This is a genomic window from Klebsiella sp. F11, from assembly GCF_056712265.1.
The window spans coordinates 3,377,925-3,402,945 of the sequence record NZ_CM160060.1 but is presented as its reverse complement, the minus strand read 5'-3'; the positions used below and the strand labels follow the sequence as shown (position 1 = coordinate 3,402,945).

Here is a 25,021-nt window from a genome sequence, read left to right as displayed (position 1 = left end):
ATGTTTTTAGTCGACTCCCACTGCCATCTTGATGGCCTGGATTATGAAAACCTGCATAAAGACGTGGACGATGTGCTGGCAAAAGCCGCCGCGCGTGACGTGAAGTTCTTCCTTGCCGTTGCGACAACGCTGCCGGGATATCGCGGGATGCGCGAGCTGGTCGGGCAGCGTGACAACGTGGTTTTCTCCTGTGGCGTGCATCCGCTCAACCAGGATGAAGCCTACGACGTTGACGAGCTGCGCCGGCTGGCCGCGGAAGAGGGCGTGGTGGCGATGGGGGAGACCGGGCTGGACTATTTTTACACCCCGGAAACCAAGCCCCGCCAGCAGGAGTCCTTCCGCGATCATATCCGCATCGGCCGCGAGCTCAACAAGCCGGTGATTGTGCATACCCGCGACGCGCGGGCCGATACGTTGACAATTTTGCAGGAAGAAAAAGTGACGGATTGCGGCGGAGTACTACACTGTTTCACAGAGGATAGAGAGACCGCGGGTAAGTTGCTGGACATGGGGTTCTATATCTCGTTTTCCGGTATTGTCACGTTCCGCAACGCCGAACAGCTGCGCGATGCCGCGCGCTACGTTCCCCTCGATCGCCTGCTGGTGGAGACCGATTCGCCGTACCTCGCGCCGGTTCCCCATCGTGGTAAAGAGAATCAGCCGGCGATGGTCCGCGACGTTGCCGAATATATGGCGGTTCTGAAGGGCGTTTCGCTGGAGCAGCTGGCGCAGCAGACTACCGATAATTTCGCCAGATTGTTCCATATCGACCCCTCCCGCCTGTAACCTGCCGATCTTCCTATTATTTTAAGGCTCGTAATTAATACTTAAAGCGAGTAAAGTTCACCGCCACAAAAGGGGCGGTGACGTGCTTTTGGTTACATTTAGATACAGGTTATGTAAGTTGATGTAAACTTTTCCACGCCGACTGATTGAAACGTGATAGCCGTCAAACAATCATTTCGCCAATTATTTTACTCTGTGTAATAAATAAAGGGCGCTTAGATGTCCTGTCCACGGCGCGGTTCTCCCCCCGTGCCAATGCGTGAAAACGTAAAAAAGTACCAAATACTCAGGAGCACTCTCAATTATGTTTAAGAATGCATTTGCTAACCTGCAGAAGGTCGGTAAATCGCTGATGCTGCCGGTCTCCGTGCTGCCTATCGCAGGTATCCTGCTGGGCGTCGGTTCCGCAAACTTCAGCTGGCTGCCAGAAGTCGTTTCCCACGTTATGGCAGAGGCGGGCGGTTCAGTATTCGCTAATATGCCGCTGATCTTTGCTATCGGTGTGGCACTTGGCTTCACCAATAACGACGGCGTATCCGCGCTGGCGGCGGTCGTGGCTTACGGCATCATGGTGAAAACCATGGCGGTCGTTGCGCCTCTGGTTCTGCATTTACCTGCGGAAGAGATTGCGGCGAAACATCTGGCTGATACCGGCGTACTCGGCGGTATTATCTCCGGTGCAATTGCCGCGTATATGTTCAACCGCTTCTATCGCATCAAGCTGCCTGAGTATCTGGGCTTCTTTGCGGGCAAGCGTTTTGTGCCGATTATCTCCGGTCTGGCCGCTATTTTCACCGGCGTGATCCTCTCCTTTATTTGGCCACCGATCGGCTCTGCTATCCAGACCTTCTCTCAGTGGGCTGCGTACCAGAACCCGGTTGTGGCGTTCGGTATCTACGGCTTCATTGAGCGCTGCCTGGTGCCGTTTGGCCTGCACCACATCTGGAACGTTCCTTTCCAGATGCAGATTGGTGAATACACCAACGCAGCGGGTCAGGTCTTCCACGGCGATATCCCGCGCTACATGGCAGGCGACCCGACCGCGGGTAAACTGTCCGGCGGCTTCCTGTTCAAAATGTACGGTCTGCCGGCCGCAGCTATCGCTATCTGGCACTCCGCTAAACCGGAAAACCGCGCGAAAGTTGGCGGTATCATGATCTCCGCGGCGCTGACCTCGTTCCTGACCGGTATTACCGAGCCGATCGAGTTCTCCTTCATGTTCGTTGCGCCGATCCTGTACGTTATCCACGCAATTCTTGCGGGTCTGGCGTTCCCGATCTGTATCCTGCTGGGTATGCGTGACGGTACGTCGTTCTCCCACGGACTGATCGACTTTATCGTCCTGTCCGGTAACAGCAGCAAGCTGTGGCTGTTCCCGATTGTCGGTATCTGCTATGCGATCGTGTACTACGTTGTCTTCCGCGTGCTGATTAAAGCGCTGAACCTGAAAACTCCGGGTCGCGAAGATTCAACCGAAGACAGCAAAGTGGGCGCAACCAGCGAAATGGCTCCGGCTCTGATCGCGGCGTTCGGCGGTAAAGAAAACATCACTAACCTTGATGCGTGCATCACCCGTCTGCGCGTTAGCGTGGCTGACGTCGCGAAAGTTGATCAGGCTGGCCTGAAAAAACTGGGCGCTGCCGGTGTGGTCGTTGCAGGTTCAGGCGTTCAGGCTATCTTCGGGACTAAATCCGATAACCTGAAAACTGAAATGGACGAGTACATCCGCACTAACTAAGTTGTGATGTGGGGAGACTAAGGCAGCCGAATGGCTGCCTTTTTTAATGGCTATAGCCGGTAAAAAGGGGAGCCGGATGGCTCCCCCTGGTTCTGGCGATCGGCCTGCTGAAGAACAATCAGAACTGATAGCTGGCGGTAATGCTGAAGTTGCGCGGCTCGCCGTAAACAATCGATCCGTCAATGTTGGTATCGTAGGTTTTATCGAACAGGTTGTTGATATTACCCTGCAAGGCGAAGTTTTTGGTGACCTGGTAGCGGCTGAACAGATCAACCAGCGCGTAGCTGCCTTGTTCTGCGCGGAAGGTACCGTACGGCGTGACGGTGTCTTTATAGACGCGGTTTTGCCAGTTCACGCCGCCGCCGACGGTCAGATCGGGCATTGCCGGCAGGCGGTAGCTGGTGAACAGCTTGACGCTGGTGCGCGGCAGGTTAGGGTTTACCGCGTTGCCTTCATTATCTTCCGCGACAAAGCGCGTTGCCCCGAAGGTCATCTGCCAGTTATCGGTAATCGCCCCGTTAACTTCGAACTCGACGCCCTTGCTCACCGTACCGTTGGCGGTTTTATAGGCCGTCTCGCCGTTGCTGCCGGAAATCGGCGTCCCGGTAGACTGGCCCAGGTTATCCTGTTCGATACGGAACACGGCCAGCGTCGTGGTCAGGCGGCTGTTCATCCAGTCCGACTTCAGACCCAGCTCGTAGTTATTGCCGGTGATCGGCGTCAGGTATTTACCCGAGCTGTCGCGGACGTTCTGCGGCTGGAAGATTGAGGTATAGCTGGCGTACGTCGACCAGTTATCATCAATGTCGTAGACCAGCCCGGCGTACGGCGTCGTATGGTTTTTCTCCATGCTGTAGGAGAGCGTGTCGATGCGCCAGTTGGTGTAGCGAACGCCGAGAATTAAGTGCAGCGGGTCGGCCAGGGAAAAGCGAGTCGCGGCATATAAGGACTTCATGCGCGTGGTGTCGTCCTGGGCGAGGCTCTGCGGGCCCCAGCTGGTTTCCGGGAAGCTGGCGCTGTTATAGTTATAGAAGCTGCCGATCTCATCCGGGAAGACGTTTGCCCAGGAGCTGAAGTAGCGGTTATTTTGCTTACTGTAGCTGCCGCCAAACATCAGGTTGTGCTGGCGGCCAAACAGGTCGTAGCCGCCGTCGGCGAACAGATCCGCGGCGTCGACTTTACGTTTTCCGCTGTTCCAGCCCGTTCCGCCAACGTAGTCATAGCCGGGGCCATAGTTGCCGTATGGGCCCACCAGCATGCCGGTCTCTTTGTTGACATACGCATCCACGTACATCATTTTGCTGTCAAATTTGATCTCGGAGTGGGTTGCATTCAGGGTTGCCTGCCAGGTATCCGCAAAGCGCTGCTTCAGCGCCACGAAAACCTTGTTGCTCTCTTTATCGTTGTAGGCCCAGTCCGGCGAGGTGCTGTGGGCGCGGTCGTAGTGGTTTTTGCTGCCATCGGTATTCCAGCGCGGCAGCCCGCCCCAGGTCGGGCTGTTAACATCGATACGCTGATACTCGTAGCCCGCGGAAAGGCTGGTGGTCTCCCCCAGATCGGCATCCAGAATACCGGAGAAGAACGTTTTCTCGCTGTTGTACCGGTCAAGCCAGGAGTCATTGTTCTGATAGCCGGCGACAATTCGGGCGCGAACGTTGCCATCTTCGGTCAGGTAATGCCTCCAATCAGTAGAACATGTACTTTTCGATGAAGGCACCGATGACCTTTTCGTGCAATTCGATGGAACGTGAAAAACATATTGTTTTGCGTGCCAGCCGCTTGATACGGGTTCGCAGCGTCAGATTGTTTCGCTCAATGCGCTGTGTGAAAATTTTACCAGTCAGATGTATCTCCTTCGGCACCTCTCTGGCATAACTGCCCCAGTTATCGCTGGTAATCATGCCGATGCTAAAGGGCGTCAACAGGGCCAACAGTTCCCGACATGTCTCATCGGTACGTGGGCCGAAAGTATAAGCCAGTACGCCACCCGTTTTGGTATTGTAAGCATACCAGAGCCAGTGCTGCCGGGCTTTACTGCCAACAAAGCCCCACTGCTCATCAAGCTCGCAGATGAGTGCCACATCGGCATGAGCGACAGGAGAAGCGGTTATCCGGGACGGCGAGAGCTTTTTAATGTCCGTATGACGGTATTGATACCGACCTTAAGAACTCTGGCGGTATCGCGGACGCCGGCACCGTTGTGTGCCAGTTCAACTATCTGTTCTTTTACACCGGGTTTTCTGGCTTCATAGGTATAAGCCAGCTGAAAAACGCGGCGACATGACCGGCAACGAAAGCGCTCGTGCCCGGAACAGCTGTGCCCATGGCGATAAACAGAATCGGAATGGCAACGAGGACAATGAACAGTAACGGTAGCCATAGAAAGCCCTAAATACCAGTAGCATATCATGGTTTTCTATCGATTGAAGGCATTACCTTCGGTCAGCGGGCTCTGCATATCGGCGACGTAGCGCTGCTTGTTCCAGCTGCCGTATTCCGCCGACACATTACCTTTAAACTCCCGGCTGGTGGCATGTTTACGGATCATGTTGATCGACGCAGAGGGGTTGCCGGTGCCGGTCATCAGACCGTTAGCGCCGCGAACGACTTCAATCCGCTCAAAAAGGGCGGTATCAGCGAGGGCGTCGCCCAGGTTCCAGCGGGATTCAAAATAGGTCGGAATACCGTCGACCATATAGTTGTCTATCTGAAAACCGCGGGAGTAATAGCTGCTGCGATCGGAGTCCGCCTGGCTCCGGCTGATCCCGAGCGTGTTATCCATAACGTCGCCAAGGGTTTGCAGCTGCTGATCCTGCATCCGCTGCTCGCTGATGATGCTGACCGACTGTGGAATGTCGCGCTGGGTCATCAGCATTTTCGTGCCGGCCGACGTGGTTTTAACGCTGTAATCCTGCTGCTGTTCGTCGGTGCCGGCTGGCGTGGTCCCTTCGACAATGATGGTGTCATCGGTCGTTCCGGCGGCAAGGCCGAGGGCGGGGTGGAGCGCCAGCGCGATGCCGACGGCGAGTAGAGACGGCGCGCGGCGACCGTCCCGTGAGCTGATGGTGAAAGACATTATTAACCCTTAGTTAGAAGACAAGCATTTTACGCCGAGGCTCTGTGGCCGCGGTCAAACCATTCCCGAAGTGCGTTGCGTCCATGAGATAAATACAAATGAGAAATATACGCATTTATATTTAATGTGTAAACAGACGTAAGAATGGTGGTCAGGAATGGTCTTTATCGCTGCCGCCGGCGGACATAATCAGGGATATGCCTAATCCGTCATCAGCTAAGTCGGCCGCGGAGTAAGAAAAAGTGCATTCGGGTTGAAAGAGGGGGAGTAACTCGCTCATACTCTTAGGCGAATCCTGTGCGTTCGCGTTTATCTGCAGAGGCAGGCCAGAGCACGGTATAAAAATTAATAAGGAATCAGTCATGGCAGAAGAAACGATTTTTAGCAAAATCATTCGCCGGGAGATCCCGTCGGATATTGTTTATCAGGATGAGCTTGTTACCGCCTTTCGCGACATTTCTCCCCAGGCGCCGACCCATATTCTGATTATCCCCAATATCCTGATTCCTACCGTCAACGACGTCACCGCCGAGCACGAGCTGGCGCTGGGACGGATGATGACCGTCGCGGCGAAAATTGCGCGTGATGAAGGTCTTGCCGACGACGGCTATCGCCTGATCGTCAACTGCAACCGCCACGGCGGCCAGGAAGTCTACCATATCCATATGCACCTGCTTGGCGGTCGTCCGCTGGGTCCCATGCTGGCTCACAAAGGCTAATCAATGCGCGCAGCTCATTTCGGCACTCTTCTGGCGGCGGCGCTGCTGGCCGGCTGCGGTTCTCACGCGGAAATTCCGGTGGGAGAGCAGCAGACGCTGGTGATGGAATCTAACGTCTTAGCCGCAGGTATCAGCGCCGATGCGCCTGAGGTCACCGCCTCACAGATTCAGGCCACCGCAACCTCAAGGCTGTTCAACGAACGCCAGGAGCCGATCGTCGTGCATTACCGCTTCTTCTGGTATGACGCCAGAGGACTGGAGATGCACCCGCTGGAGCCGGCACGCAGCATCACGGTGCCCGCACGCTCATCGGTGACGCTTTACGGCAGTGCGAATATTTTGGGGGCGCATAAGGCCCGACTTTATCTTTATCTGTAAGAGGTAATTGTGATGATGAAAATGTGTCGCTATGCGTTGATCACAGCACTGGCGATATTCCTTGCCGGGTGCGTCGGGCAGCGTCAGGAGCCCTCGCCGGTAGGGGAGGCGCAGCCGAAGCCGGAACAGCCCGCGCAGCCGCAGCCTACGGTGCCGACCGTGCCGGGCATTCCGGCAGTGCCGGCGCAGCCGGGTCCGATTGAGCATGAGGAACAGCCAACGCAGCCGACGCCGCGCGTTCGCCACTACGACTGGAACGGCGCGGTACAGCCGATGGTTGGGCAAATGCTGCAGGCGGGCGGCGTGAATGCGGGCAGCATTCTGCTGGTCGATAGCGTCAATAACCGCACTAACGGGACCCTGAACGCGGGTGAGGCGACCGAGGCCCTGCGCAATGCGCTGACGGGAAACGGCAAGTTTACGCTGGTCTCGGCGCAGCAGCTGGGCGTTGCGAAACAGCAGCTTGGCCTGTCGCCGCAGGATAGCCTCGGCAGCCGCAGCAAAGCGATGGGCATTGCGCGCACCGTCGGCGCCCAGTACGTGCTCTACTCTAATGCCACCGGTAACGTCAATTCGCCTGAGCTGAAGATGCAGCTGATGCTGGTGCAAACCGGCGAGATTATTTGGTCAGGTAAAGGTGCAGTTCAGCAACAGTAAGCTAACGCGCGATGAGCTATTGTCGCGCTATTTCCCCCGCTATTCGCCGCTCGACGATCCGGCCTTTGCCGGTCTGAGCGGCGGTAGCTGCATTATCAGCAACGGCACCCGGCGGCTGGTATTACGCCAGCCGCACGATCCTGCCGCGCCCGCCAGCGATTTCCTTCGTCAATATCGCGCGTTATCACGGATGCCGGATACGCTTGCGCCGTCGCCTATTTTTTACTCCCCGCGCTGGATGGTGGTGGAATACTGCGTCGGTGAAATGAAAAGCGCGCTGCCGCCGTGCCCGCAGCTGGCCGGAGTGTTGTATCATCTGCACCGCCAGCCGCGCCTCGGCTGGCGCATCGCGCTGGCGCCGCTGCTGGAGCGCTACTGGCAGCAGAGCGACCGCGCGCGACGAACCCCGCTCTGGCTGCGCTGGCATCAGCGTCTGTTACGTCGCGGAGAGCCGCGGCCGCTGCGCCTGGCGCCGCTGCATATGGACGTGCATGCCGGCAACCTTGTCCATACCGAGGGCGGGCTGCGGCTGATCGACTGGGAATATGCCGGCGATGGCGATATTGCGCTGGAGCTTGCAGCCGTGTGGATTGATCCCGTGCAGAGGCGGCGGCTGGCTGCGGAGTATGCCCGGCTGGCGAACGTTAATGAACGCCAGCTGTGGCGACAAATTCAGCGCTGGCGCCCGTGGGTATTGATGCTCATGGCTGGCTGGTACGAGCGTCGCTGGCGGCAAACCGGCGACCGGCAGTTTATCGCCCTGGCAGATGCGGCCTGGGGTCAGTTAGACACATAATATAAGAGAGGTCAGTGTGGGTCCGGTAATGTTGGATGTCGAAGGTTTTGAGCTGGATGCGGAAGAGCGGGAGATCCTCGCGCATCCTTTGGTTGGCGGACTGATTCTCTTCACCCGCAACTACCACGATCCGGCGCAGCTGCGCGAGCTGGTGCGGCAGATCCGCGAAGCTTCGCACAATCATCTGGCGATCGCGGTCGATCAGGAAGGCGGGCGCGTGCAGCGCTTTCGCGAGGGCTTTACCCACCTGCCGGCCGCGCAGTCCTTTGCCGCGCTGCTGGGGATGGAAGAGGGCGGCAGGCTGGCGGCGCAGGCCGGCTGGCTGATGGCCAGCGAAATGATCGCCATGGATATTGATATCAGCTTTGCGCCGGTGCTCGATGTCGGCCACATTAGCGCCGCCATCGGCGAGCGCTCCTATCATGAGGATCCCGAGAAGGCGCTGGCTATCGCGCGCTGCTTTATTGACGGTATGCATGAGGCGGGCATGAAGGCGACCGGGAAGCATTTCCCGGGCCACGGCGCGGTAACCGCGGATTCACATAAAGAGACGCCGCGCGATCCGCGGGCTGAGGCGGAAATTCGCGCCCGGGATATGGCCGTTTTCCGCACGCTGGTGGCGGAGCAACGCCTCGATGCGATTATGCCTGCCCACGTTATTTACACCGACGTCGACCCGCGTCCGGCCAGCGGTTCGGCGCACTGGCTGAAGACGGTGCTGCGCGGGGAGTTAGGCTTTGACGGCGTGATTTTCTCTGACGATCTGTCGATGGAAGGCGCGGCGATTATGGGCAGCTACGCCGAGCGCGGGCAGGCTTCCCTGGACGCGGGTTGCGATATGATCCTGGTCTGTAATAATCGTAAGGGGGCGGTCAGCGTGCTGGATAACCTGTCGCCGATCAAAGCAGAGCGTGTTACGAAATTGTATCATAAAGGTTCCTTTACCCGTCAGGAACTAAGGGATTCCGCCCGCTGGAAGGCGGTCAACGCGCAGCTGGAGCAGCTCCACGCGCGTTGGCAAGAAGCGAAGTCCGCGTAGCAAACCTGAAGGGCGTTGTTGTCTGGTGAGGATACGATGATTATCTATTTACACGGTTTTGACTCTAACAGCCCCGGTAACCATGAAAAGGTGCTGCAGCTGCAGTTTATCGACCCCGACGTGCGGTTGATTAGCTACAGTACGCGGCATCCGAAGCATGACATGCAGCACCTGTTAAAAGAGGTCGATAAGATGCTGCAGCTCAACGCCGACGATCGGCCGCTGATTTGCGGCGTTGGTCTCGGCGGTTACTGGGCGGAACGCATTGGCTTTCTCTGCGATATCCGCCAGGCGATTTTTAACCCGAATCTGTTTCCCGACGAGAACATGGAGGGGAAAATCGATCGCCCGGAAGAGTACGCGGATATCGCTACTAAGTGCGTGAATAACTTCCGTGAAAAAAATCGCGATCGTTGCCTGGTGATGCTCTCCCGCAAGGATGAAGCGCTGGACAGCCAGCGTTCGGCCGAGCTGCTGCATCACTACTATGAAATCATCTGGGATAACGAGCAGGGCCATAAATTCAAGAGTATCTCCCCGCACCTGCAGCGGATAAAGGCCTTTAAGACCCTGGGCTAACAGCCTCCCTCCGGCCCGCCGTGCGAACGCACCGCGGGCTTTTTTTATCTATTCTGTGATTGTCTGCTCAAAAAATATGCGGTAAAACTTGATGCATATCAATTTTGGTATGACCAATGAACCGTTCATGTTATTCTCGATTTCGCTGAATGGTTTCAATGCTGTAACCTGTTGTTAATTAAAGGCTATTTGCATAACTTTTAATTAACAATTGGTTAATACTTTTAGGGGGTCACGTGACTACACCATTGAAAAGAATAGTAATCGTGGGTGGCGGTGCCGGCGGGCTGGAACTGGCTACTCAGCTGGGTAAAAAGCTGGGCCGCGGCAAAAAGGCGAAAATCACCCTGGTGGATCGCAACCATAGCCATCTGTGGAAACCGCTGCTGCATGAAGTGGCAACGGGTTCGCTCGACGAAGGTGTAGACGCGCTGAGCTACCTGGCTCATGCCCGCAATCACGGTTTTCAGTTCCAGCTCGGGTCAGTCGCGGATATCAACCGCGAAGCAAAAACCATCACGCTTTCCGAACTGCGCGACGAAAAGGGCGAGCTGCTGGTGGCCGAGCGCAAGCTGCCTTACGACACGCTGGTTATGGCGCTGGGCAGTACCTCGAACGACTTTAATACGCCGGGCGTAAAAGAGAACTGTATTTTCCTCGATAACCCGCACCAGGCGCGCCGTTTCCATCAGGAAATGCTAAACCTGTTCCTCAAATACTCCGCGGACCTCGGCGCCAACGGCAAAGTGAATATTGCTATCGTCGGCGGCGGGGCCACCGGCGTTGAGCTTTCTGCCGAGTTGCATAACGCGGTTAAGCAGCTGCACAGCTACGGCTACAAAGGGCTGACCAACGAAGCGCTGAACGTCACCCTGGTTGAGGCCGGCGAGCGTATTCTGCCGGCGCTGCCGCCGCGCATTTCCGGCGCCGCGCACAGCGAGCTGACCAAGCTCGGCGTGCGGGTGCTGACAAAAACCATGGTCACCAGCGCCGATGCCAACGGCCTGCACACCAAAGACGGCGAGTTTATTAATGCCGATCTGATGGTCTGGGCCGCCGGGATTAAGGCGCCGGACTTTATGAAAGAGATCGGCGGTCTGGAAACCAACCGCATCAATCAGCTGGTGGTCGAACCGACGCTGCAAACGACCCGCGATGCCGACATCTATGCCATCGGCGACTGCGCCTCCTGCGCCCGTCCGGAAGGCGGATTCGTGCCGCCGCGCGCGCAGGCCGCACACCAGATGGCAACCTGCGCGTTGCATAACATCCTCGCGCAGATGAAAAACAAGCCGTTGAAAACCTATGCTTATAAGGATCACGGCTCGCTGGTTTCGCTCTCCAACTACTCGACCGTCGGCAGCCTGATGGGTAACCTGATGCGTGGTTCAATGATGATCGAAGGTCGTATTGCGCGCTTCGTTTACATCTCCCTGTACCGCATGCACCAGATTGCGCTGCACGGCTACTTTAAAACCGGCCTGATGATGCTGGTGGGGCGCATCAACCGCATCATTCGTCCGCGCCTGAAGCTGCACTAATTTTCGGACGCCCGGCTCCCGGATGATGGCGTTAGCGCCTTCTCCGGGGGCGCGAAACGCGCCGAACCGCCGCCCGGTCAGATAACGCGCTGCCGGGCGATTATCCGGAATATCATTCTGTAATATTCGCTATATCCTCTCGGATTCCTCTGAATCACCGCAGTTTGCTGCATATCCTCGCATTTTTCATCCGCTTTCTGATTTGCAAGCTCCCCGGGCTGATAGCAAAATTATCGCTATCAGCAACAAAGGAGGATGTCCCGTGAATAAATCAATGTTGGCGGGTATAGGGATTGGCGTGGCCGCCGCGCTGGGCGTGGCCGCCGTCGCCGGTCTTAACGTACTGGATCGTGGCCCGCAGTATGCGCAGGTGGTCTCCAGTACGCCGATAAAAGAGAGCATTAAAACGCCGCGCCAGGAGTGCCGCAACGTCACCGTTACCCACCGTCGTCCGGTGCAGGATGAAAACCGGATTGCCGGCTCGGTGCTCGGCGCGGTTGCCGGCGGGGTTATCGGCCATCAGTTTGGCGGTGGCCGCGGCCGCAGCGTTGCCACGGTAGTGGGCGCGCTGGGTGGCGGCTATGCCGGTAATCAGATTCAGGGATCGCTGCAGGAAGGCGACACCTACACCACCACGCAGCAGCGCTGCAAAACGGTGTACGACAAATCGGATAAAATGCTGGGCTATGACGTCACCTACAAAATCGGCGATCAGCAGGGCAAGATTCGCATGGAACATGACCCCGGCACGCAAATTCCGCTGGATAGTAACGGTCAGCTGATTCTGAATAACAAAGCGTAAAAAAGCGTTTATTGCTATTTGCCCCTCATCACTCAGGATGAGGGGCTTTTTTTATCAGAAGCTCAGGGCGTAGTTCAGACCAAAGGTGCGGCCGCGGCCTTTGTACTCATACAGCGAACTGCTGCCGTAGGTTGGGCTATAGAGCAGCGGCGCGCGCTGGCCCCAGAGGGTGACGTAGTCTTCGTTCAGCAGGTTTTCGATGCTGAAGGTCAGCTTGCCCAGCGGGAGCGCGTAGCTGCCGATAAAGTCAACGGTGTTGTAGCCGTCAAGCTTGTTGCCGCTGGCGTCGCTAATATCGAACACCTGTTGGGTTTGCACGCGCAGCGACCACGGATCCGGCGCCCAGCCGACCCAGGCGGTGGCTTTTGACGGCGAGGCCAGGGTTACGTCCCATTTCTGCCAGCTGCCGTCGCTCTTCACCTGCGATTTCAGCACGTTGAAGTTAGCTCCCGTGCTCCAGTCGCTCTGCGGGAAGGCGTAATCCACCGCCCCTTCAACGCCGTAAATACGCCGCTTATCGGACTGAACGTCTATCGTCATATCGGCGCGATTGACAACGATATTTTTGTCCGACGTCGAGTAGTAAGCCGCCAGCTGGGTGCGCAGGTTATCGCCGGTGTAGCGCCAGCCCAGCTCGTAAGAGTTAACTTTTATCCCCTGCAGCGGCGAGTCGCCGACGTTGACGCTCGACACCAGCGGAAGGTTGCCGTTAACGGCGGCGCCGTATTGACCAATGCCGTAGTATTTACCCGGATCCGGCAGCTCGACGCCCTGCGAGAAGTTAAACCAGGTCTGCTGACGGTCGGTAATGTGGGCGACAATCCCGGCGTTAAACAGGAAGTTATCGTAATCCGTTTTCCCGCCGGGGATGGCGTCCGCCGAGCGGGCTTTCCCGTTGGCGACGTCCTGCTGCTGCGCGTAGCCGACAAAATCATCTACCCGGTTTTCCGTCCACTGGTAGCGCACGCCGCCGCTGACGGTAAAGATATCGTTCAGGTCATAGCTGCTTTGCAGGAACGGGGCGAGGTTGGTGATGCTGTAGCCCGGGTAGCGGCCGGTGGTGTAGATCGACTGATTATTCAGCCCGCCGGAAGCCATCGATTGGTTGAGATCGAAGAACATCTGGTTGGCGTTGAAGGTTTCATGATCGGCATCGAGCCCCCAGGTCAGATCCAGGCCCTCCAGCGGCTGGCTGTTGAGGGTAATTTTGGCCCCGTACTGATCGGTATCCTGCTTCGAGGAGGAGAAGCTGCTGACCTGGCCCTTAGAGAGGGTTGGGAAGGGGTAAAAGGTCAGGGATTCGTCGCGATAGTAGATCTGGCTGACCAGATTCTGGCCGTAGAAGTCGGCGTCGGAATACTGGAGGCTGATCAGATGACGCTCGGTGCCGGGCACGCGGTCGGAATCCAGCCCGCCGGTGGTGTAGGCCTTGCCGTCGCCGGTCACCGCCGACATATTTTTCCCCAGGTACAGGCCGTAGTCGTCGCCCTGGCTTTTATAGTATTGCGTCACCAGCTGGAGCTGACGATTATCGTCTATGTCGATGGTGCCGGTGCCCATCACGTCGAGGCGGTCGGAGTGCTGTAAGCCGGTCTGGGTATTATCGAGGATCAGCGCATCGTTATTGCCGTCATACCAGCCGCCGAAGCGCTGATAAGCCACCGATAATCTGCCGGATGCGTGGTCGGTTCCGCCGCTGACCGCCGCCGCCACCCGCTCGTCATGGTCGTTACTGTTGGCAAACCCCGTTTTGCCGCCCAGTTCGAGATCGACCTGGCTATCCTGCTGGCCTTTTTTGGTCACAATATTGATCAGGCCGCCGGTGCTACCGCCGCCGTACAGCGAGGTGGCGCCGGAGATAACCTCGATATGTTCAATATTGAACGGGTCGATAGCGTCGAGCTGACGGCTGTCGGTGCGGGAGGAGTTCAGCCGTACGCCGTCGATCAGCACCACGATCGCGCGACCGCGCATATTCATGCCGTAGTTCGTCCGTCCCTGGCTGCTGACGTCGATGCCCGGGATAAGCTGCGCCAGCACGTCTTTGAACTCCTTGCCGCCCTGAACCTGCTGTTCAATTTCGTGACCTTCAATAACCCAGGTGGTCTGCGCCATTTCGGCAACGGTACGGTGCGTACGGTTGGCGCTAACGATAAGACTTTCTTCGGCCGCCTGGGCGCTAAAGACGGGGAGGGTGGTAGCCAGCAGCAGTGGGTTAAGCACCCAGAGACGCGTGTTCATTCGCATTCCTTTTATGAGTTAATTGCTTTGTTGTTAAGCATTGTTGTTTTAGTTTTTCGGCGCGGGCGCACCGATTGTTACAGGGTGAAACAAATTGAAAAACGCAAATGCGAATTCTGCACGCAGTGATTATTGTTATCAATATCATTTACAACAAATTAACGCTTAAAGGTGTGAAAACATTAATAAAAATGGGGTCAAAGCGGAGGGGTAACGCAGGCCCGGTGACTTAGGTCACCGGACAGCAGAGCGGATTAGGGCTGGAGAATTTGCGGCCACAGGCGCAGGGTGGTGTCGGCAATTTGCATTAATTTGCTGAAATCGGCGCCTTCGCGGGCGCTTATCGACATGCCCTGCAGCACGCAGCTTAAGAACTGCGCGAGCTGGCGAACGTCGCCATTTTCCGGCAGCTCACCGCGCAGCTGGCGCTGCTGCAGGAACTGGATCAGGGTCTGCTCCTGCATCGCGTGCCGCGACTTAATAGTGTTGGCGATGTCGGTAGAGGAGGCCGCCAGCACCGCGGAGGTGTTGATCATAAAGCAACCCGCCGGCGTGTCTTTACTGGTAAAGCAGGTGGCAATCGCGGTGAAATAGTCCCGCAGCGCCTGGTCGACCGACTTATCTTCGTCAAACAGCTGCGCTTCGTGCCTGGCGGCAAAGCGCGAAATATAGCGATCCAGCACCGCGCGAAACAGCCCTTCTTTGTTGACGAACTCGGCGTAGAGCGTAGGGGCTTTTGCCCCGGTGGCTTCCACCAGGTCGGCAAGGGAGGTTGCCTCATACCCATGCTGCCAGAACAGTGCCATGGCCTTATCCAGCGCCGCTTCCCTGTCGAACACTTTAGGTCGGCCACGGCTTTTTTTTGTGCAACTTTGGACGTCAGTTGTCATGATGCCGCTTGTACCTATGTTGGTTTGTTGAGGGGCCATTATAAAAACAAACGCCGCAACCTACCAGCAGAGTCGGCCCAAAAATAAATAATTCATATATATATGAATTTTAAGTTGTTTATAAATAATTAAACGATCGTTATAAAAATGCGTTGACGTGTGATGTGAGTCACATTATTATTTACCTATCGATCGTTAAGTTAATTCTTGCGACCCTAATAAAAAATCATCTGCATAGGTACAATAATCATGAAAACCATCAAAACGCTGACCCTCGCTGCTGTCCTGAGCTCGCTCTCTTTCGCCAGTTTTGCCGCCGTTGAAGTGCAATCCACTCCTGCCGGCCAGCAAAAAATCGGCACCGTTTCCGCCTCCGCCGGCACCAACCTGGGCTCTCTGGAAGACCAGCTGGCGCAGAAAGCGGAAGAAATGGGCGCGACTTCATTCCGCATTACGTCGGTAACCGGTCCTAACACCCTGCACGGCACTGCGGTTATCTACAAATAAGCTGTTCCCTCTGTCATGCCACTGACAAACGTGGCTCTGATCCCTTTATCAGGCCGCGGTAGTAAGCAGTAAGCTGTTCCCCTGTTATGCCAATATTGCGAAGCGGTCCACACCCCTTATGGGACCGCGACTCGCTCTCTGAATGCCCGGCTCTCTTCCCCATAAAACGTCATCAAGAACCCGTCGATTAATCGGTATTCCGCGCGTCGTGCGATTACAGTGCCTGTCCGGCGTTCGGCTGATGGCGGGTGACATCAATCGGCATCCCCGATCGCAGTCCCATCGCCCGCTCCATGACCGGCTGGTCGGTGAGCTGCGCCTGCTTAAAGGCCTGCATTGCCGCATCAAGTACGATTGGCAGCGTTTGCGGATCGTCATCAAGATGCTTCGATAGCGGCTGATGAATCTCGACCAGCCGGCTGCCGTTTGGCTCAACGGAAACCTTGATCGGCGCGTTGATAATATTGACTCGGGTTCCGGGGGTAATTTTGTTGTACAGCGTTTTAATATCGTTGTCGCGCAGGCGAATGCAGCCCGAGCTTACGCGCATGCCAATGCCAAAGTCGGCGTTGGTGCCGTGCAGCAGATAGACGCCGCCGTAGGCCGCAAGGCGAATTGCGTGGTGCCCCATCGGGTTATCCGGCCCGGCGGGAACCACGGCCGGCAGCTCGATCCCCATCGCCTTATAGCGCGCGCGAATATTGGCCGTCGGCGTCCAGGTCGGGTTGGCGCGCTTATCGGAAACGGTCGTCATCATTGTCGGCGTCAGGGTATCGCCCCCGAGCTGGCCGATACCGATAGGGTAGACGGTCACCTGATTCTTGCCCGGCGGATAGTAGTAAAGACGAAGTTCGGCGAGGTTAATCACCAGCCCTTCGCGCGGCGCGTCCGGCAGCAGCGTCTGCAGCGGAATGGTCAGCACGCTGCCGGCGCGGGGAACGTAGGGATCGACGCCGGGGTTGGCCTGCAGGAGCGCCAGAAAACCGACGTTATACTTTTTGGCGATGGCTTCCAGCGAGCCGCCGTTGTTCTGCACCACGTGGAACTGATTTTGCCCTACCAGGCGGCTGCCCGGCGGCGGTAAAGGCCAGGTGTTAGCGCGGGCCGGAAGCGCCAGGACGGCGACAACGGTAGCCAGCGCCAGCCACAGAGAGATACGCGAAGAGTTTATAGCCATAATAAGTAAGTGGTTATTTTTTTACGAAAACAGAAACAAATTATGGCGCGGGAGAGTGTGGTGAAACCCTGGTAGATTGCAAAACATTTGTAAAGCTTGCTGAATGTGTCAGATGGAAAAATGGCTGCGATGAATGTCACCGCAGCCATTTCCCGGTTACGATCAGGCGACGGCGTTCTCTTCCAGCTGGCGCATAAACTGACGAACCCAGTCCATCCGCGTTTTACGCTCGGCGAGATCCTGCATAAACTTCAGCCGCGTCGGCCCGTCAAGGCGGAAGCGCTGCGGCTGCTTCTGCAGCAGGCCAATCAGCCACACCGGGTTGACGTGGTTCTTTTCGTTAAACTCAATGATGCCGCCTTTTTCGTTGCCCTCCAGCTTGCGGATGCCCAGCTTTTGCGCCTGCTGGCGCAGGCGGGCGATATCCAGCAGATTTCTGGCCGCGTCCGGCAGCAGGCCGAAGCGGTCGATGAGCTCAACCTTGATCTCTTCCAGCTCGTGCTCGCTTTTGGCGCTGGCAACGCGCTTGTAGAACGAGAGGCGGGTATTCACATCCGGGATAAAGTCGTCCGGCAGCAATGACGGCATACGCAGTTCGACCTCGGTTTGCTGGCTGGTGAGATCTTCCAGCGACGGCTCGCGCCCGGCCTTCAGCGCGTCGACGGCGTTCTCCAGCAGCTCCATATACAGCGAGAAGCCGATGGTGGTCATCTGCCCACTCTGGTCTTCGCCCAGCAACTCCCCGGCGCCGCGAATTTCCAGGTCGTGGGTTGCCAGGGCGAACCCGGCGCCGAGATCCTCCAGCGAGGCGATTGCTTCCAGACGCTTTTGCGCATCGCTGGACATCGCCTTCGGATGCGGAGTCAGCAGCCAGGCGTAGGCCTGGTGGTGCGAACGCCCGACGCGCCCGCGCAGCTGGTGCAGCTGGGCCAGGCCGAAATGATCGGCGCGCTCGATGATAATCGTATTGGCGGTCGGAATATCGATCCCGGTTTCAATAATAGTGGTGCAGACCAGCACGTTAAAACGCTGGTGGTGGAAATCGTTCATCACCCGCTCAAGCTCGCGTTCGCGCATCTGCCCGTGGCCGATGGCGATGCGGGCCTCCGGCACCAGCGCGGCCAGGCGATCGGCGGCTTTCTGGATGTTTTCTACGTCATTGTAGAGGTAGTAAACCTGGCCGCCGCGCAGTATTTCGCGCAGCATGGCCTCGCGGACCACCAGCGCATCGTACTCGCGCACGAAGGTTTTCACCGCCAGGCGGCGCGCCGGCGGGGTGGCGATAATCGACAGATCGCGCATGCCGCTCATCGCCATATTCAGGGTACGCGGGATCGGCGTCGCGGTGAGCGTCAGAATATCGACATCGGCGCGCATGGCCTTGATGCGCTCTTTGTGCCGCACGCCGAAGCGGTGCTCCTCATCGACGATCAGCAGCCCAAGATCGCGCAGCTTCACTTCGCTCTGCAGCAGCTTATGGGTGCCGATCAGAATATCGATTTTGCCCTCCGCCGCCTGTTCCAGAATCTGCGCCTGCTCTTTGGCGCTGCGGAAGCGGGACAACATTTCGATGCGCACCGGCCAGTTGGCGAAGCGGTCGCGGAAGTTGTCGAAGTGCTGCTGCGCGAGCAGGGTCGTCGGCACCAGTACCGCCACCTGCTTATGGTTCTCTACCGCCAGGAAGGCGGCGCGCATGGCGACTTCGGTTTTACCAAAGCCCACGTCGCCGCACACCAGACGGTCCATTGCCAGCGGCTGGCACATATCGCTCAGCACCGCGTTGATGGCCTGGGCCTGATCGGGAGTGGTCTCAAACGGGAAGCCGTCGCAAAAGAGCTGATACTGTTCGCGATCGTGCTTAAAGGCAAACCCGGATTTGACCGCGCGCTGGGCATAGATATCCAGCAGCTCCGCCGCCACGTCGCGCACCTTCTCCGCCGCTTTTTGCCGCGCCCGCGTCCAGGCGTCGCCGCCGAGCTTATGCAGCGGGGCGCTCTCTTCCGCGCCGCCGGCGTAGCGGCTAATCAGATGGAGCGAGGAGACCGGCACGTACAGTTTGGCGTCGTTGGCGTAGGTGAGCATCAGGTATTCACCCTTGATGCCGCCGGCCTCGAGGGTGGTCATTCCCGCATAGCGGCCGACGCCGTGCTCAAGATGCACCACCGGCTGGCCGGTATGCAGCTCCGCGAGGTTGCGAATCAGAGTATCAGGATTGATGGTGCGCCGCGAATCCTGACGTCGGCGCGCCACGCGCTCGCCCAGCAGATCGCTTTCACAAATCAGCGCCAGGCCGCGCGGGCTATCGATAAAGCCGTGCTCGGCGGCGCCGATCATCAGATAGCGGCCGCTGCCGGTGGCCTCTTCGAGCCGCAGGATATGCTTTGGCGCAACCTTAATGCGCGCCAGCATTTCGCCCAGCGCTTCGCGGCGGCCCTCGCTCTCGACCGAGAAGATAACCGGCCCGTTGAAGGATTCGAGGAAGCGGCGCAGGTTATCCAGCGGCGCTTTGTTCTGCGCCTGAATCGCCAGCTCCGGCAGCTTCTGATAGCCGAGGTTGGTATGGGCCGCTTTCTCCGCCAGGCGGTCGGTTTTTAACTGCACGCGCGGCCATTTTTTCAGCTCGCTGAACAGCTCATCGCTGCGCAGCCAGAGCAGCTCCGGCGGCAGCAGCGGGCGCATGGGGTCAACGCCGCGGCTTGCAAAGCGGGCGTGCGTTTCGCTCTGGAAACGTTCGGCGCTGGCTTCCAGCTCGCCGGTGTTGACGATCAGCGTATTCGCCGGGAAGTAGCTGAACAGCGGCGGCAGCGGCTCGTTGAAAAACAGCGGCTGCCAGTATTCGATGCCGGTGGGCAGGGTGCCTTTGCTGACCTGTTGATAGATGTGCTCGGCATCGCGCTTGACCTCGAAACGATCGCGCCACTGGCTGCGGAACAGCTCGATGGCGGCCTGGTCGGTCGGGAACTCGTGGGCCGGCAGGAGATCGATCGCCGCCACCTCTTCAAGCGTGCGCTGGCTGTCCACGTCAAACAGGCGCAGGCTGTCGATTTCGTCATCGAAGAAATCGAGGCGATAGGGCTGTTCGCTGCCCATCGGGTAGAGGTCGAGCAGGGCGCCGCGGGTCGCGTATTCGCCGTGCTCCATAACCTGATCGACATGGCGATAGCCCGCGCTATCCAGCTGCGCGCGGAGGGTATCCCGCGACAGGCGCTGGCCCTTTTTCATCACCAGCGCGTGGCCGTGCAGGTAGTTATGCGGGCAGACGCGCTGCATTAAGGTGCTGACCGGTACGATCAGCACGCCGCGCTGCATGGTCGGCTGCTGGTAAAGGGTCGCCAGCCGGGAAGAGATAATATCCTGATGCGGCGAGAAGCTATCGTAGGGCAGGGTTTCCCAGTCCGCCAGGGCGATGACCATGCTGTCGGTAAACTGCCGAATTTCATCATTCAGGCGCAGGGCGTTTTGCATATCGGGGGCGACGAGGATCACCGGGCCGTCGTGACGTTCGGCCATTTCCGCGACCAGGGTCGCGCAGGCCGCGCCGGTTAGTTCGCCGAGCTGCCGCTGATCGCCGGGTTTGACCGGCAGTGAGTATCGATATTGTTGAGACATAGCGGTTGTCAGGATCCCTTAGAGCCTATCCCATTAGGCTTTTTTATGTGCCAGCAAAGTACGCCTACCGCAATAGGCCCTGAGTGATTCGCTCTACGATGTAGGGGCAAATTGCTGATATTCAATGCCTCTGATTATCCGCGATTGGTCTTAATTCGCCAACCTGAATGACAAAAGGATGTTCGGCGGCGGGGAAAGATTCTGATAGATAAGAACTGACATATCAAATATCCGGTTGATTTATCTTTACTTTTTCCCCGTTCGGCGACAAAAACTTACCGTTTCAGTGATTTACGCGTTGTGCTATGACATATATACTCGTGTATCGGCTATCAGCAACCAGATGGAATACATGTACCAACCTGCCGCACTCTTTATCGGCCTTCGCTACATGCGCGGGCGCGCAGCCGACCGCTTCGGCCGTTTCGTCTCCTGGCTCTCAACCATTGGCATCACGCTCGGTGTGATGGCGCTGGTGACCGTCCTGTCGGTGATGAACGGCTTTGAACGAGAACTGCAGAACAACATCCTGGGGCTGATGCCGCAGGCCATTCTTAGCGCCCAGCAGGGCTCAATCAATCCGCAAACGCTGCCGGAAAGCGCCGTGAAGCTGCAGGGCGTCAGCCGGGTCGCGCCGTTGACCACCGGCGACGTGGTGCTGCAAAGCGCGCGCAGCGTTGCGGTTGGGGTGATGCTTGGCATCGATCCGGCGCAGAAAGATCCGCTGACGCCGTACCTCGTTAACGTCAGGCAGAGCGACCTGCAGGCCGGGAAATATAACGTTATTCTCGGCGAGCAGCTGGCCGGTCAGCTCGGGGTTAATCGCGGCGATCAGATTCGCGTGATGGTACCGTCCGCCAGCCAGTTTACGCCGATGGGCCGGGTGCCGAGCCAGCGCCTGTTTAACGTCATCGGTACCTTCGCCGCCAGCAGCGAAGTCGACGGCTACCAGATGCTGACCAATATCGACGACGCCTCGCGCCTGATGCGCTACCCGCTGGGCAATATTACCGGCTGGCGCCTGTGGCTCAACCAGCCGCTGCAGGTCGATACGCTCAGCCAGCAGACCCTGCCCGAGGGGACGAAGTGGCAGGACTGGCGCGAGCGCAAGGGCGAGCTGTTCCAGGCCGTGCGGATGGAAAAAAATATGATGGGCCTGCTGCTGAGCCTGATTGTGGCAGTGGCGGCCTTCAATATCATCACCTCGCTCGGGATGATGGTGATGGAAAAACAGGGCGAGGTGGCGATTCTGCAAACCCTCGGCCTGACGCCGCGGCAGATTATGCTGGTGTTTATGGTGCAGGGCGCCAGCGCCGGGATCGTCGGCGCGCTGCTCGGCGCGCTGCTCGGCACGCTGCTCGCCAGCCAACTGAATAACCTGATGCCGATTATCGGCGCGTTTCTTGACGGCGCCGCGCTGCCGGTCGCTATCGAACCGCTGCAGGTGACGATTATCGCCCTGGTGGCGATGGTGCTGGCATTGTTATCTACGTTGTATCCTTCCTGGCGCGCTGCCGCCATCCAACCCGCTGAGGCTTTACGTTATGAATAAGATCCTGCTGCAATGCGACAACCTGTGCAAACGCTATCAGGAAGGCAACGTGCAAACGGACGTGCTGCACGATGTCAGCTTCAGCATCGAGGAGGGCGAGATGATGGCGATTGTCGGCACCTCGGGTTCCGGCAAAAGTACGCTCCTGCATCTGCTTGGCGGCCTCGATACTCCGACCTCGGGCGACGTTATTTTCTCCGGCCAGCCGATGAGCCAGCTCTCCGCGGCGGCCCGCGCCGACCTGCGTAACCGCGAGCTGGGCTTTATCTATCAGTTTCACCACCTGCTGCCTGACTTCACCGCCCTCGAAAACGTGGCGATGCCGCTGCTGATCGGCAGGCAGAAGGCGGCCGATATCGAACGCCAGGCCAAAGAGATGCTGCGCGCGGTCGGCCTTGAGCACCGCAGTAACCATCGTCCGTCCGAGCTTTCCGGCGGCGAACGCCAGCGCGTGGCGATCGCCCGCGCGCTGGTCAATAAGCCGCGGCTGGTGCTGGCGGATGAACCGACCGGCAACCTTGACGCCCGCAACGCCGACAGCATTTTCCAGCTGCTGGGCGAGCTCAATATCGCTCAACGTACCGCGTTCCTGGTGGTGACCCACGACCTGCAGCTGGCAAAACGGATGAACCGTCAGCTGGAGATGCGTGATGGCCACCTGAACGCGGAACTGACCCTGATGGGGGCCGAGTAATGGCCTCTCCGTTATCCCTGTTGATCGCCCTGCGCTTTAGCCGCGGCCGCCGACGCGGCGGCATGGTATCGCTGATTTCGGTGATTTCGACCATCGGCATTGCGCTGGGCGTGGCGGTGCTGATCGTCGGCCTGAGCGCCATGAACGGCTTTGAACGCGAGCTCAATAACCGCATCCTGGCGGTGGTTCCCCACGGGGAGATCGAGCCGGTTAAGCAGCCCTGGAACAACTGGAGCGACGCGCTGGCGAAGGTTGAAAAGGTCAAGGGCATCGTGGCGGCGGCGCCCTATATCAACTTTACCGGGCTGGTGGAGAGCGGCAGCAACATGCGCGCCATTCAGGTGAAGGGCGTCGATCCGCAGCAGGAGAGCCGCCTGAGCTCGCTGCCGACCTTCGTGCAGAACAACGCCTGGGCCGGCTTTAGGCCCGGCGAGCAGCAGGTTATTTTAGGCAAGGGCGTCGCCGATGCCCTGCACGTCAAGCAGGGCGATTGGGTCTCGATAATGATCCCCAACTCCGACGCCGAGCACCAGCTGCTGCAGCCGAAACGCGTCAGGCTGCAGGTCACCGGGATCCTCCAGCTGAGCGGCCAGCTCGATCACAGCTTCGCGATGATCCCGATGGCGGATGCCCAGCAGTATCTGGATATGGGCAGCAGCGTTACCGGCATCGCCATCAAGGTCACCGATGTCTTCCACGCCAATACCCTGGTGCGCGACGCCGGCGAAGTCACCAACAGCTACGTCTATATCAAGAGCTGGATCGGCACCTACGGCTATATGTATCGCGATATCCAGATGATCCGCGCCATTATGTATCTGGCGATGGTGCTGGTTATCGGGGTCGCCTGCTTTAACATCGTCTCCACCCTGGTGATGGCGGTGAAGGATAAAAGCAGCGATATTGCGGTGCTGCGCACGCTCGGGGCGAAAGACGGCCTGATCCGCGCGATTTTCGTGTGGTATGGTCTACTTGCCGGTTCGGTCGGAAGCCTGATTGGGGTCGCCATTGGCGTGGTTTGCGCGCTGAAGCTGACGTCGATTATTAACGGCCTTGAATCCCTGCTTGGGCATAAATTCCTCTCCGGCGACATCTATTTTATCGACTTCCTGCCGTCTGAACTGCACTGGCTGGACGTCATTTACGTGCTGGTGACGGCACTGTTGCTGAGTTTGCTGGCCAGCTGGTATCCCGCCCGCCGCGCCAGCCGCATTGACCCGGCGAGGGTGCTGAGTGGCCAGTAATTTACCGTCATGACCCGCTAATGCGCTTCATTTTGCAAGGTGGAGCGCAGGGTTAGAAAGAGGAATTGCTGAAATGTATTACGGATTTGACATTGGCGGCAGCAAGATTGCGTTGGGCGTATTTAACAAGGAGCGGCGGCTGCAGTGGGAAAAGCGCGTCGCCACTCCGCAGGACAGTTATGAAGATTTTCTCCAGGCGGTAGCGGCGCTGGTGCTTGAGGCGGACGCCCGCTTCGATTGCCAGGGCTCGGTCGGGATCGGCATTCCGGGAATGCCGGAGACCGCGGACGGTACGCTATACGCCGCCAACGTGCCCGCCGCCAGCGGTAAACCGCTGCGCGCCGACCTGAGCGCCCGCCTGGGGCGCGAGGTGCGTCTCGATAACGACGCCAACTGCTTTGCGCTCTCGGAAGCCTGGGACGACGAGTTTACCCGCTATCCGCTGGTGATGGGGCTGATTCTCGGCACCGGCGTAGGCGGCGGCCTGATCCTCAACGGCAAATCGATTACCGGACATAGCTATATCACCGGCGAATTTGGCCATATTCGCCTGCCGGTGGACGCGCTGGAGGTGGTCGGACGCGATTTTCCGCTGACCCGCTGCGGCTGCGGCCAGCTGGGCTGTATTGAAAACTATCTCTCCGGCCGCGGCTTTGCCTGGCTGTATCAGCACTTTTACCAACAATCCCTCACCTCACCGGAAATTGTCGCGCTGTGGCAGCAGGGCGATGAAAAAGCGCGCGCCCACGTTGAGCGCTATCTTGACCTGCTGGCGGTGTGTCTGGGTAATATTTTAACCATCGTTGACCCGGATCTGCTGGTAGTTGGCGGAGGATTGTCTAACTTTACTGCAATAACCGAAGGGCTGGCGCAGCGCCTGCCGCGTCATTTACTTCCCGTTGCCCGGGTGCCGCGTATTGAGCGGGCGCGCCACGGCGATGCGGGAGGAATGCGCGGTGCGGCCTTCCTTCATTTGACTGATTAATCACAGAGGTA

Annotated in this window: 20 protein-coding genes and 3 pseudogenes; 15 read left to right on the top strand and 8 right to left on the bottom strand. The window is 58.1% G+C overall.

Annotated features, from left to right (window positions below; genetic code table 11):
* Nucleotides 1-786: a metal-dependent hydrolase gene (locus tag AC1M2H_RS16845; RefSeq protein WP_480148233.1), complete on the top strand. Its 786-nt coding sequence runs from the start codon at nucleotides 1-3 to the stop codon at nucleotides 784-786.
* A gap of 304 nt (nucleotides 787-1,090) precedes the next feature.
* On the top strand, nucleotides 1,091-2,524 hold the full coding sequence (gene ptsG, locus AC1M2H_RS16840; RefSeq protein ID WP_480148232.1) for a PTS glucose transporter subunit IIBC: 1,434 nt from the start codon (nucleotides 1,091-1,093) through the stop codon (nucleotides 2,522-2,524).
* Between the two features lie 118 nt (nucleotides 2,525-2,642).
* Here the strand turns inward: ptsG and fhuE are convergent.
* The 3 genes and pseudogenes from fhuE to AC1M2H_RS16825 all read right to left on the bottom strand — a co-directional run.
* Nucleotides 2,643-4,202 (bottom strand): annotated as a pseudogene (fhuE, locus tag AC1M2H_RS16835) (ferric-rhodotorulic acid/ferric-coprogen receptor FhuE); the annotation flags it as partial.
* 7 nt (nucleotides 4,203-4,209) lie between these two features.
* Nucleotides 4,210-4,904, bottom strand: a protein-coding gene (locus tag AC1M2H_RS16830; RefSeq protein ID WP_480147781.1) for an IS1 family transposase whose coding sequence is annotated in 2 segments (ribosomal slippage) — nucleotides 4,210-4,658 and nucleotides 4,658-4,904 — 696 coding nt in all. Because the reading frame shifts where the segments join, the coding sequence is not laid out codon by codon here.
* Between the two features lie 57 nt (nucleotides 4,905-4,961).
* Nucleotides 4,962-5,600, bottom strand: a pseudogene (locus AC1M2H_RS16825) (TonB-dependent receptor plug domain-containing protein); the annotation flags it as partial.
* Between the two features lie 362 nt (nucleotides 5,601-5,962).
* Here AC1M2H_RS16825 and hinT point away from each other — a divergent pair.
* The 8 genes from hinT to AC1M2H_RS16785 all read left to right on the top strand — a co-directional run bounded on the left by hinT (nucleotide 5,963) and on the right by AC1M2H_RS16785 (nucleotide 12,111).
* Nucleotides 5,963-6,319 (top strand): purine nucleoside phosphoramidase, encoded by a 357-nt coding sequence (hinT, locus tag AC1M2H_RS16820; protein ID WP_045854850.1) that lies wholly within the window; start codon nucleotides 5,963-5,965, stop codon nucleotides 6,317-6,319.
* 3 nt (nucleotides 6,320-6,322) lie between these two features.
* Entirely contained in the window at nucleotides 6,323-6,697 is a 375-nt protein-coding gene (locus AC1M2H_RS16815; protein WP_045854851.1) for a YcfL family putative periplasmic lipoprotein, read from the top strand.
* 21 nt (nucleotides 6,698-6,718) lie between these two features.
* Nucleotides 6,719-7,354, top strand: coding sequence for a penicillin-binding protein activator LpoB (gene lpoB / locus AC1M2H_RS16810; protein WP_480151969.1), 636 nt, complete (start codon nucleotides 6,719-6,721; stop codon nucleotides 7,352-7,354).
* A complete protein-coding gene (gene thiK, locus AC1M2H_RS16805; protein WP_480148231.1) occupies nucleotides 7,335-8,150 on the top strand; it encodes a thiamine kinase in 816 nt (271 codons plus the stop codon). Before lpoB ends, thiK begins: the two co-directional genes overlap by 20 nt.
* A 28-nt stretch (nucleotides 8,151-8,178) precedes the next feature.
* A complete protein-coding gene (nagZ, locus tag AC1M2H_RS16800; protein ID WP_480148230.1) occupies nucleotides 8,179-9,189 on the top strand; it encodes a beta-N-acetylhexosaminidase in 1,011 nt (336 codons plus the stop codon).
* A 36-nt stretch (nucleotides 9,190-9,225) separates the two neighbouring features.
* Entirely contained in the window at nucleotides 9,226-9,768 is a 543-nt protein-coding gene (gene ycfP / locus AC1M2H_RS16795; RefSeq protein ID WP_464414744.1) for an alpha/beta hydrolase YcfP, read from the top strand.
* A 236-nt stretch (nucleotides 9,769-10,004) separates the two neighbouring features.
* On the top strand, nucleotides 10,005-11,309 hold the full coding sequence (locus AC1M2H_RS16790) for an NAD(P)/FAD-dependent oxidoreductase (RefSeq protein WP_480148226.1): 1,305 nt from the start codon (nucleotides 10,005-10,007) through the stop codon (nucleotides 11,307-11,309).
* A 262-nt stretch (nucleotides 11,310-11,571) separates the two neighbouring features.
* Nucleotides 11,572-12,111 (top strand): glycine zipper 2TM domain-containing protein, encoded by a 540-nt coding sequence (locus AC1M2H_RS16785; protein ID WP_480148225.1) that lies wholly within the window; start codon nucleotides 11,572-11,574, stop codon nucleotides 12,109-12,111.
* A gap of 54 nt (nucleotides 12,112-12,165) precedes the next feature.
* Here AC1M2H_RS16785 and AC1M2H_RS16780 read toward each other — a convergent pair whose 3' ends face one another.
* From AC1M2H_RS16780 to AC1M2H_RS16770, 3 genes and pseudogenes are all read right to left on the bottom strand, one after another.
* Nucleotides 12,166-14,352, bottom strand: a complete 2,187-nt coding sequence (locus AC1M2H_RS16780) for a TonB-dependent siderophore receptor (protein WP_480148224.1) — start codon at nucleotides 14,350-14,352, stop codon at nucleotides 12,166-12,168.
* A 254-nt stretch (nucleotides 14,353-14,606) separates the two neighbouring features.
* Nucleotides 14,607-15,242: a TetR/AcrR family transcriptional regulator gene (locus AC1M2H_RS16775; protein ID WP_480148223.1), complete on the bottom strand. Its 636-nt coding sequence runs from the start codon at nucleotides 15,240-15,242 to the stop codon at nucleotides 14,607-14,609.
* A 63-nt stretch (nucleotides 15,243-15,305) separates the two neighbouring features.
* Nucleotides 15,306-15,371, bottom strand: a pseudogene (locus AC1M2H_RS16770) (hypothetical protein); the annotation flags it as partial.
* A 120-nt stretch (nucleotides 15,372-15,491) separates the two neighbouring features.
* Here AC1M2H_RS16770 and bhsA point away from each other — a divergent pair.
* Complete coding sequence (gene bhsA, locus AC1M2H_RS16765) at nucleotides 15,492-15,749, top strand: multiple stress resistance protein BhsA (RefSeq protein ID WP_041144985.1); 258 nt, start codon at nucleotides 15,492-15,494, stop codon at nucleotides 15,747-15,749.
* Nucleotides 15,750-15,963: 214 nt separating this feature from the next.
* On the opposite strand, the gene ldtC is transcribed toward bhsA, so the two are convergent.
* Together ldtC and mfd are read right to left on the bottom strand one after the other, a co-directional pair.
* On the bottom strand, nucleotides 15,964-16,926 hold the full coding sequence (gene ldtC / locus AC1M2H_RS16760) for a L,D-transpeptidase LdtC (RefSeq protein ID WP_480148222.1): 963 nt from the start codon (nucleotides 16,924-16,926) through the stop codon (nucleotides 15,964-15,966).
* 162 nt (nucleotides 16,927-17,088) lie between these two features.
* A complete protein-coding gene (gene mfd, locus AC1M2H_RS16755; protein WP_480148221.1) occupies nucleotides 17,089-20,535 on the bottom strand; it encodes a transcription-repair coupling factor in 3,447 nt (1,148 codons plus the stop codon).
* A 352-nt stretch (nucleotides 20,536-20,887) separates the two neighbouring features.
* On the opposite strand from mfd, the gene lolC reads away from it, so the two are divergent.
* The 4 genes from lolC (at nucleotide 20,888) to nagK (ending at nucleotide 25,010) form a co-directional block, all read left to right on the top strand.
* Entirely contained in the window at nucleotides 20,888-22,087 is a 1,200-nt protein-coding gene (gene lolC / locus AC1M2H_RS16750) for a lipoprotein-releasing ABC transporter permease subunit LolC (protein WP_480148219.1), read from the top strand.
* Complete coding sequence (gene lolD / locus AC1M2H_RS16745; protein ID WP_480148217.1) at nucleotides 22,080-22,781, top strand: lipoprotein-releasing ABC transporter ATP-binding protein LolD; 702 nt, start codon at nucleotides 22,080-22,082, stop codon at nucleotides 22,779-22,781. The genes lolC and lolD overlap by 8 nt, the downstream gene beginning before the upstream one ends.
* Complete coding sequence (lolE, locus tag AC1M2H_RS16740; protein WP_480148216.1) at nucleotides 22,781-24,025, top strand: lipoprotein-releasing ABC transporter permease subunit LolE; 1,245 nt, start codon at nucleotides 22,781-22,783, stop codon at nucleotides 24,023-24,025. The genes lolD and lolE overlap by 1 nt, the downstream gene beginning before the upstream one ends.
* Before the next feature lie 73 nt (nucleotides 24,026-24,098).
* A complete protein-coding gene (gene nagK / locus AC1M2H_RS16735; RefSeq protein ID WP_480148215.1) occupies nucleotides 24,099-25,010 on the top strand; it encodes an N-acetylglucosamine kinase in 912 nt (303 codons plus the stop codon).
* The last annotated feature ends 11 nt before the right edge of the window (nucleotides 25,011-25,021 follow it).

What these genes read in the sequence shown, in the direction of transcription:
- AC1M2H_RS16845 (WP_480148233.1), top strand. Translation starts at nt 1, where the DNA reads ATGTTTTTAGTCGACTCCCACTGCCATCTTGATGGCCTGGATTATGAA.
- ptsG (WP_480148232.1), top strand. Translation starts at nt 1,091, where the DNA reads ATGTTTAAGAATGCATTTGCTAACCTGCAGAAGGTCGGTAAATCGCTG.
- hinT (WP_045854850.1), top strand. Translation starts at nt 5,963, where the DNA reads ATGGCAGAAGAAACGATTTTTAGCAAAATCATTCGCCGGGAGATCCCG.
- AC1M2H_RS16815 (WP_045854851.1), top strand. Translation starts at nt 6,323, where the DNA reads ATGCGCGCAGCTCATTTCGGCACTCTTCTGGCGGCGGCGCTGCTGGCC.
- lpoB (WP_480151969.1), top strand. Translation starts at nt 6,719, where the DNA reads ATGTGTCGCTATGCGTTGATCACAGCACTGGCGATATTCCTTGCCGGG.
- nagZ (WP_480148230.1), top strand. Translation starts at nt 8,179, where the DNA reads ATGTTGGATGTCGAAGGTTTTGAGCTGGATGCGGAAGAGCGGGAGATC.
- ycfP (WP_464414744.1), top strand. Translation starts at nt 9,226, where the DNA reads ATGATTATCTATTTACACGGTTTTGACTCTAACAGCCCCGGTAACCAT.
- AC1M2H_RS16780 (WP_480148224.1), bottom strand. Translation starts at nt 14,352, where the DNA reads ATGAACACGCGTCTCTGGGTGCTTAACCCACTGCTGCTGGCTACCACC.
- AC1M2H_RS16775 (WP_480148223.1), bottom strand. Translation starts at nt 15,242, where the DNA reads ATGACAACTGACGTCCAAAGTTGCACAAAAAAAAGCCGTGGCCGACCT.
- bhsA (WP_041144985.1), top strand. Translation starts at nt 15,492, where the DNA reads ATGAAAACCATCAAAACGCTGACCCTCGCTGCTGTCCTGAGCTCGCTC.
- ldtC (WP_480148222.1), bottom strand. Translation starts at nt 16,926, where the DNA reads ATGGCTATAAACTCTTCGCGTATCTCTCTGTGGCTGGCGCTGGCTACC.
- mfd (WP_480148221.1), bottom strand. Translation starts at nt 20,535, where the DNA reads ATGTCTCAACAATATCGATACTCACTGCCGGTCAAACCCGGCGATCAG.
- lolC (WP_480148219.1), top strand. Translation starts at nt 20,888, where the DNA reads ATGTACCAACCTGCCGCACTCTTTATCGGCCTTCGCTACATGCGCGGG.
- lolD (WP_480148217.1), top strand. Translation starts at nt 22,080, where the DNA reads ATGAATAAGATCCTGCTGCAATGCGACAACCTGTGCAAACGCTATCAG.
- lolE (WP_480148216.1), top strand. Translation starts at nt 22,781, where the DNA reads ATGGCCTCTCCGTTATCCCTGTTGATCGCCCTGCGCTTTAGCCGCGGC.
- nagK (WP_480148215.1), top strand. Translation starts at nt 24,099, where the DNA reads ATGTATTACGGATTTGACATTGGCGGCAGCAAGATTGCGTTGGGCGTA.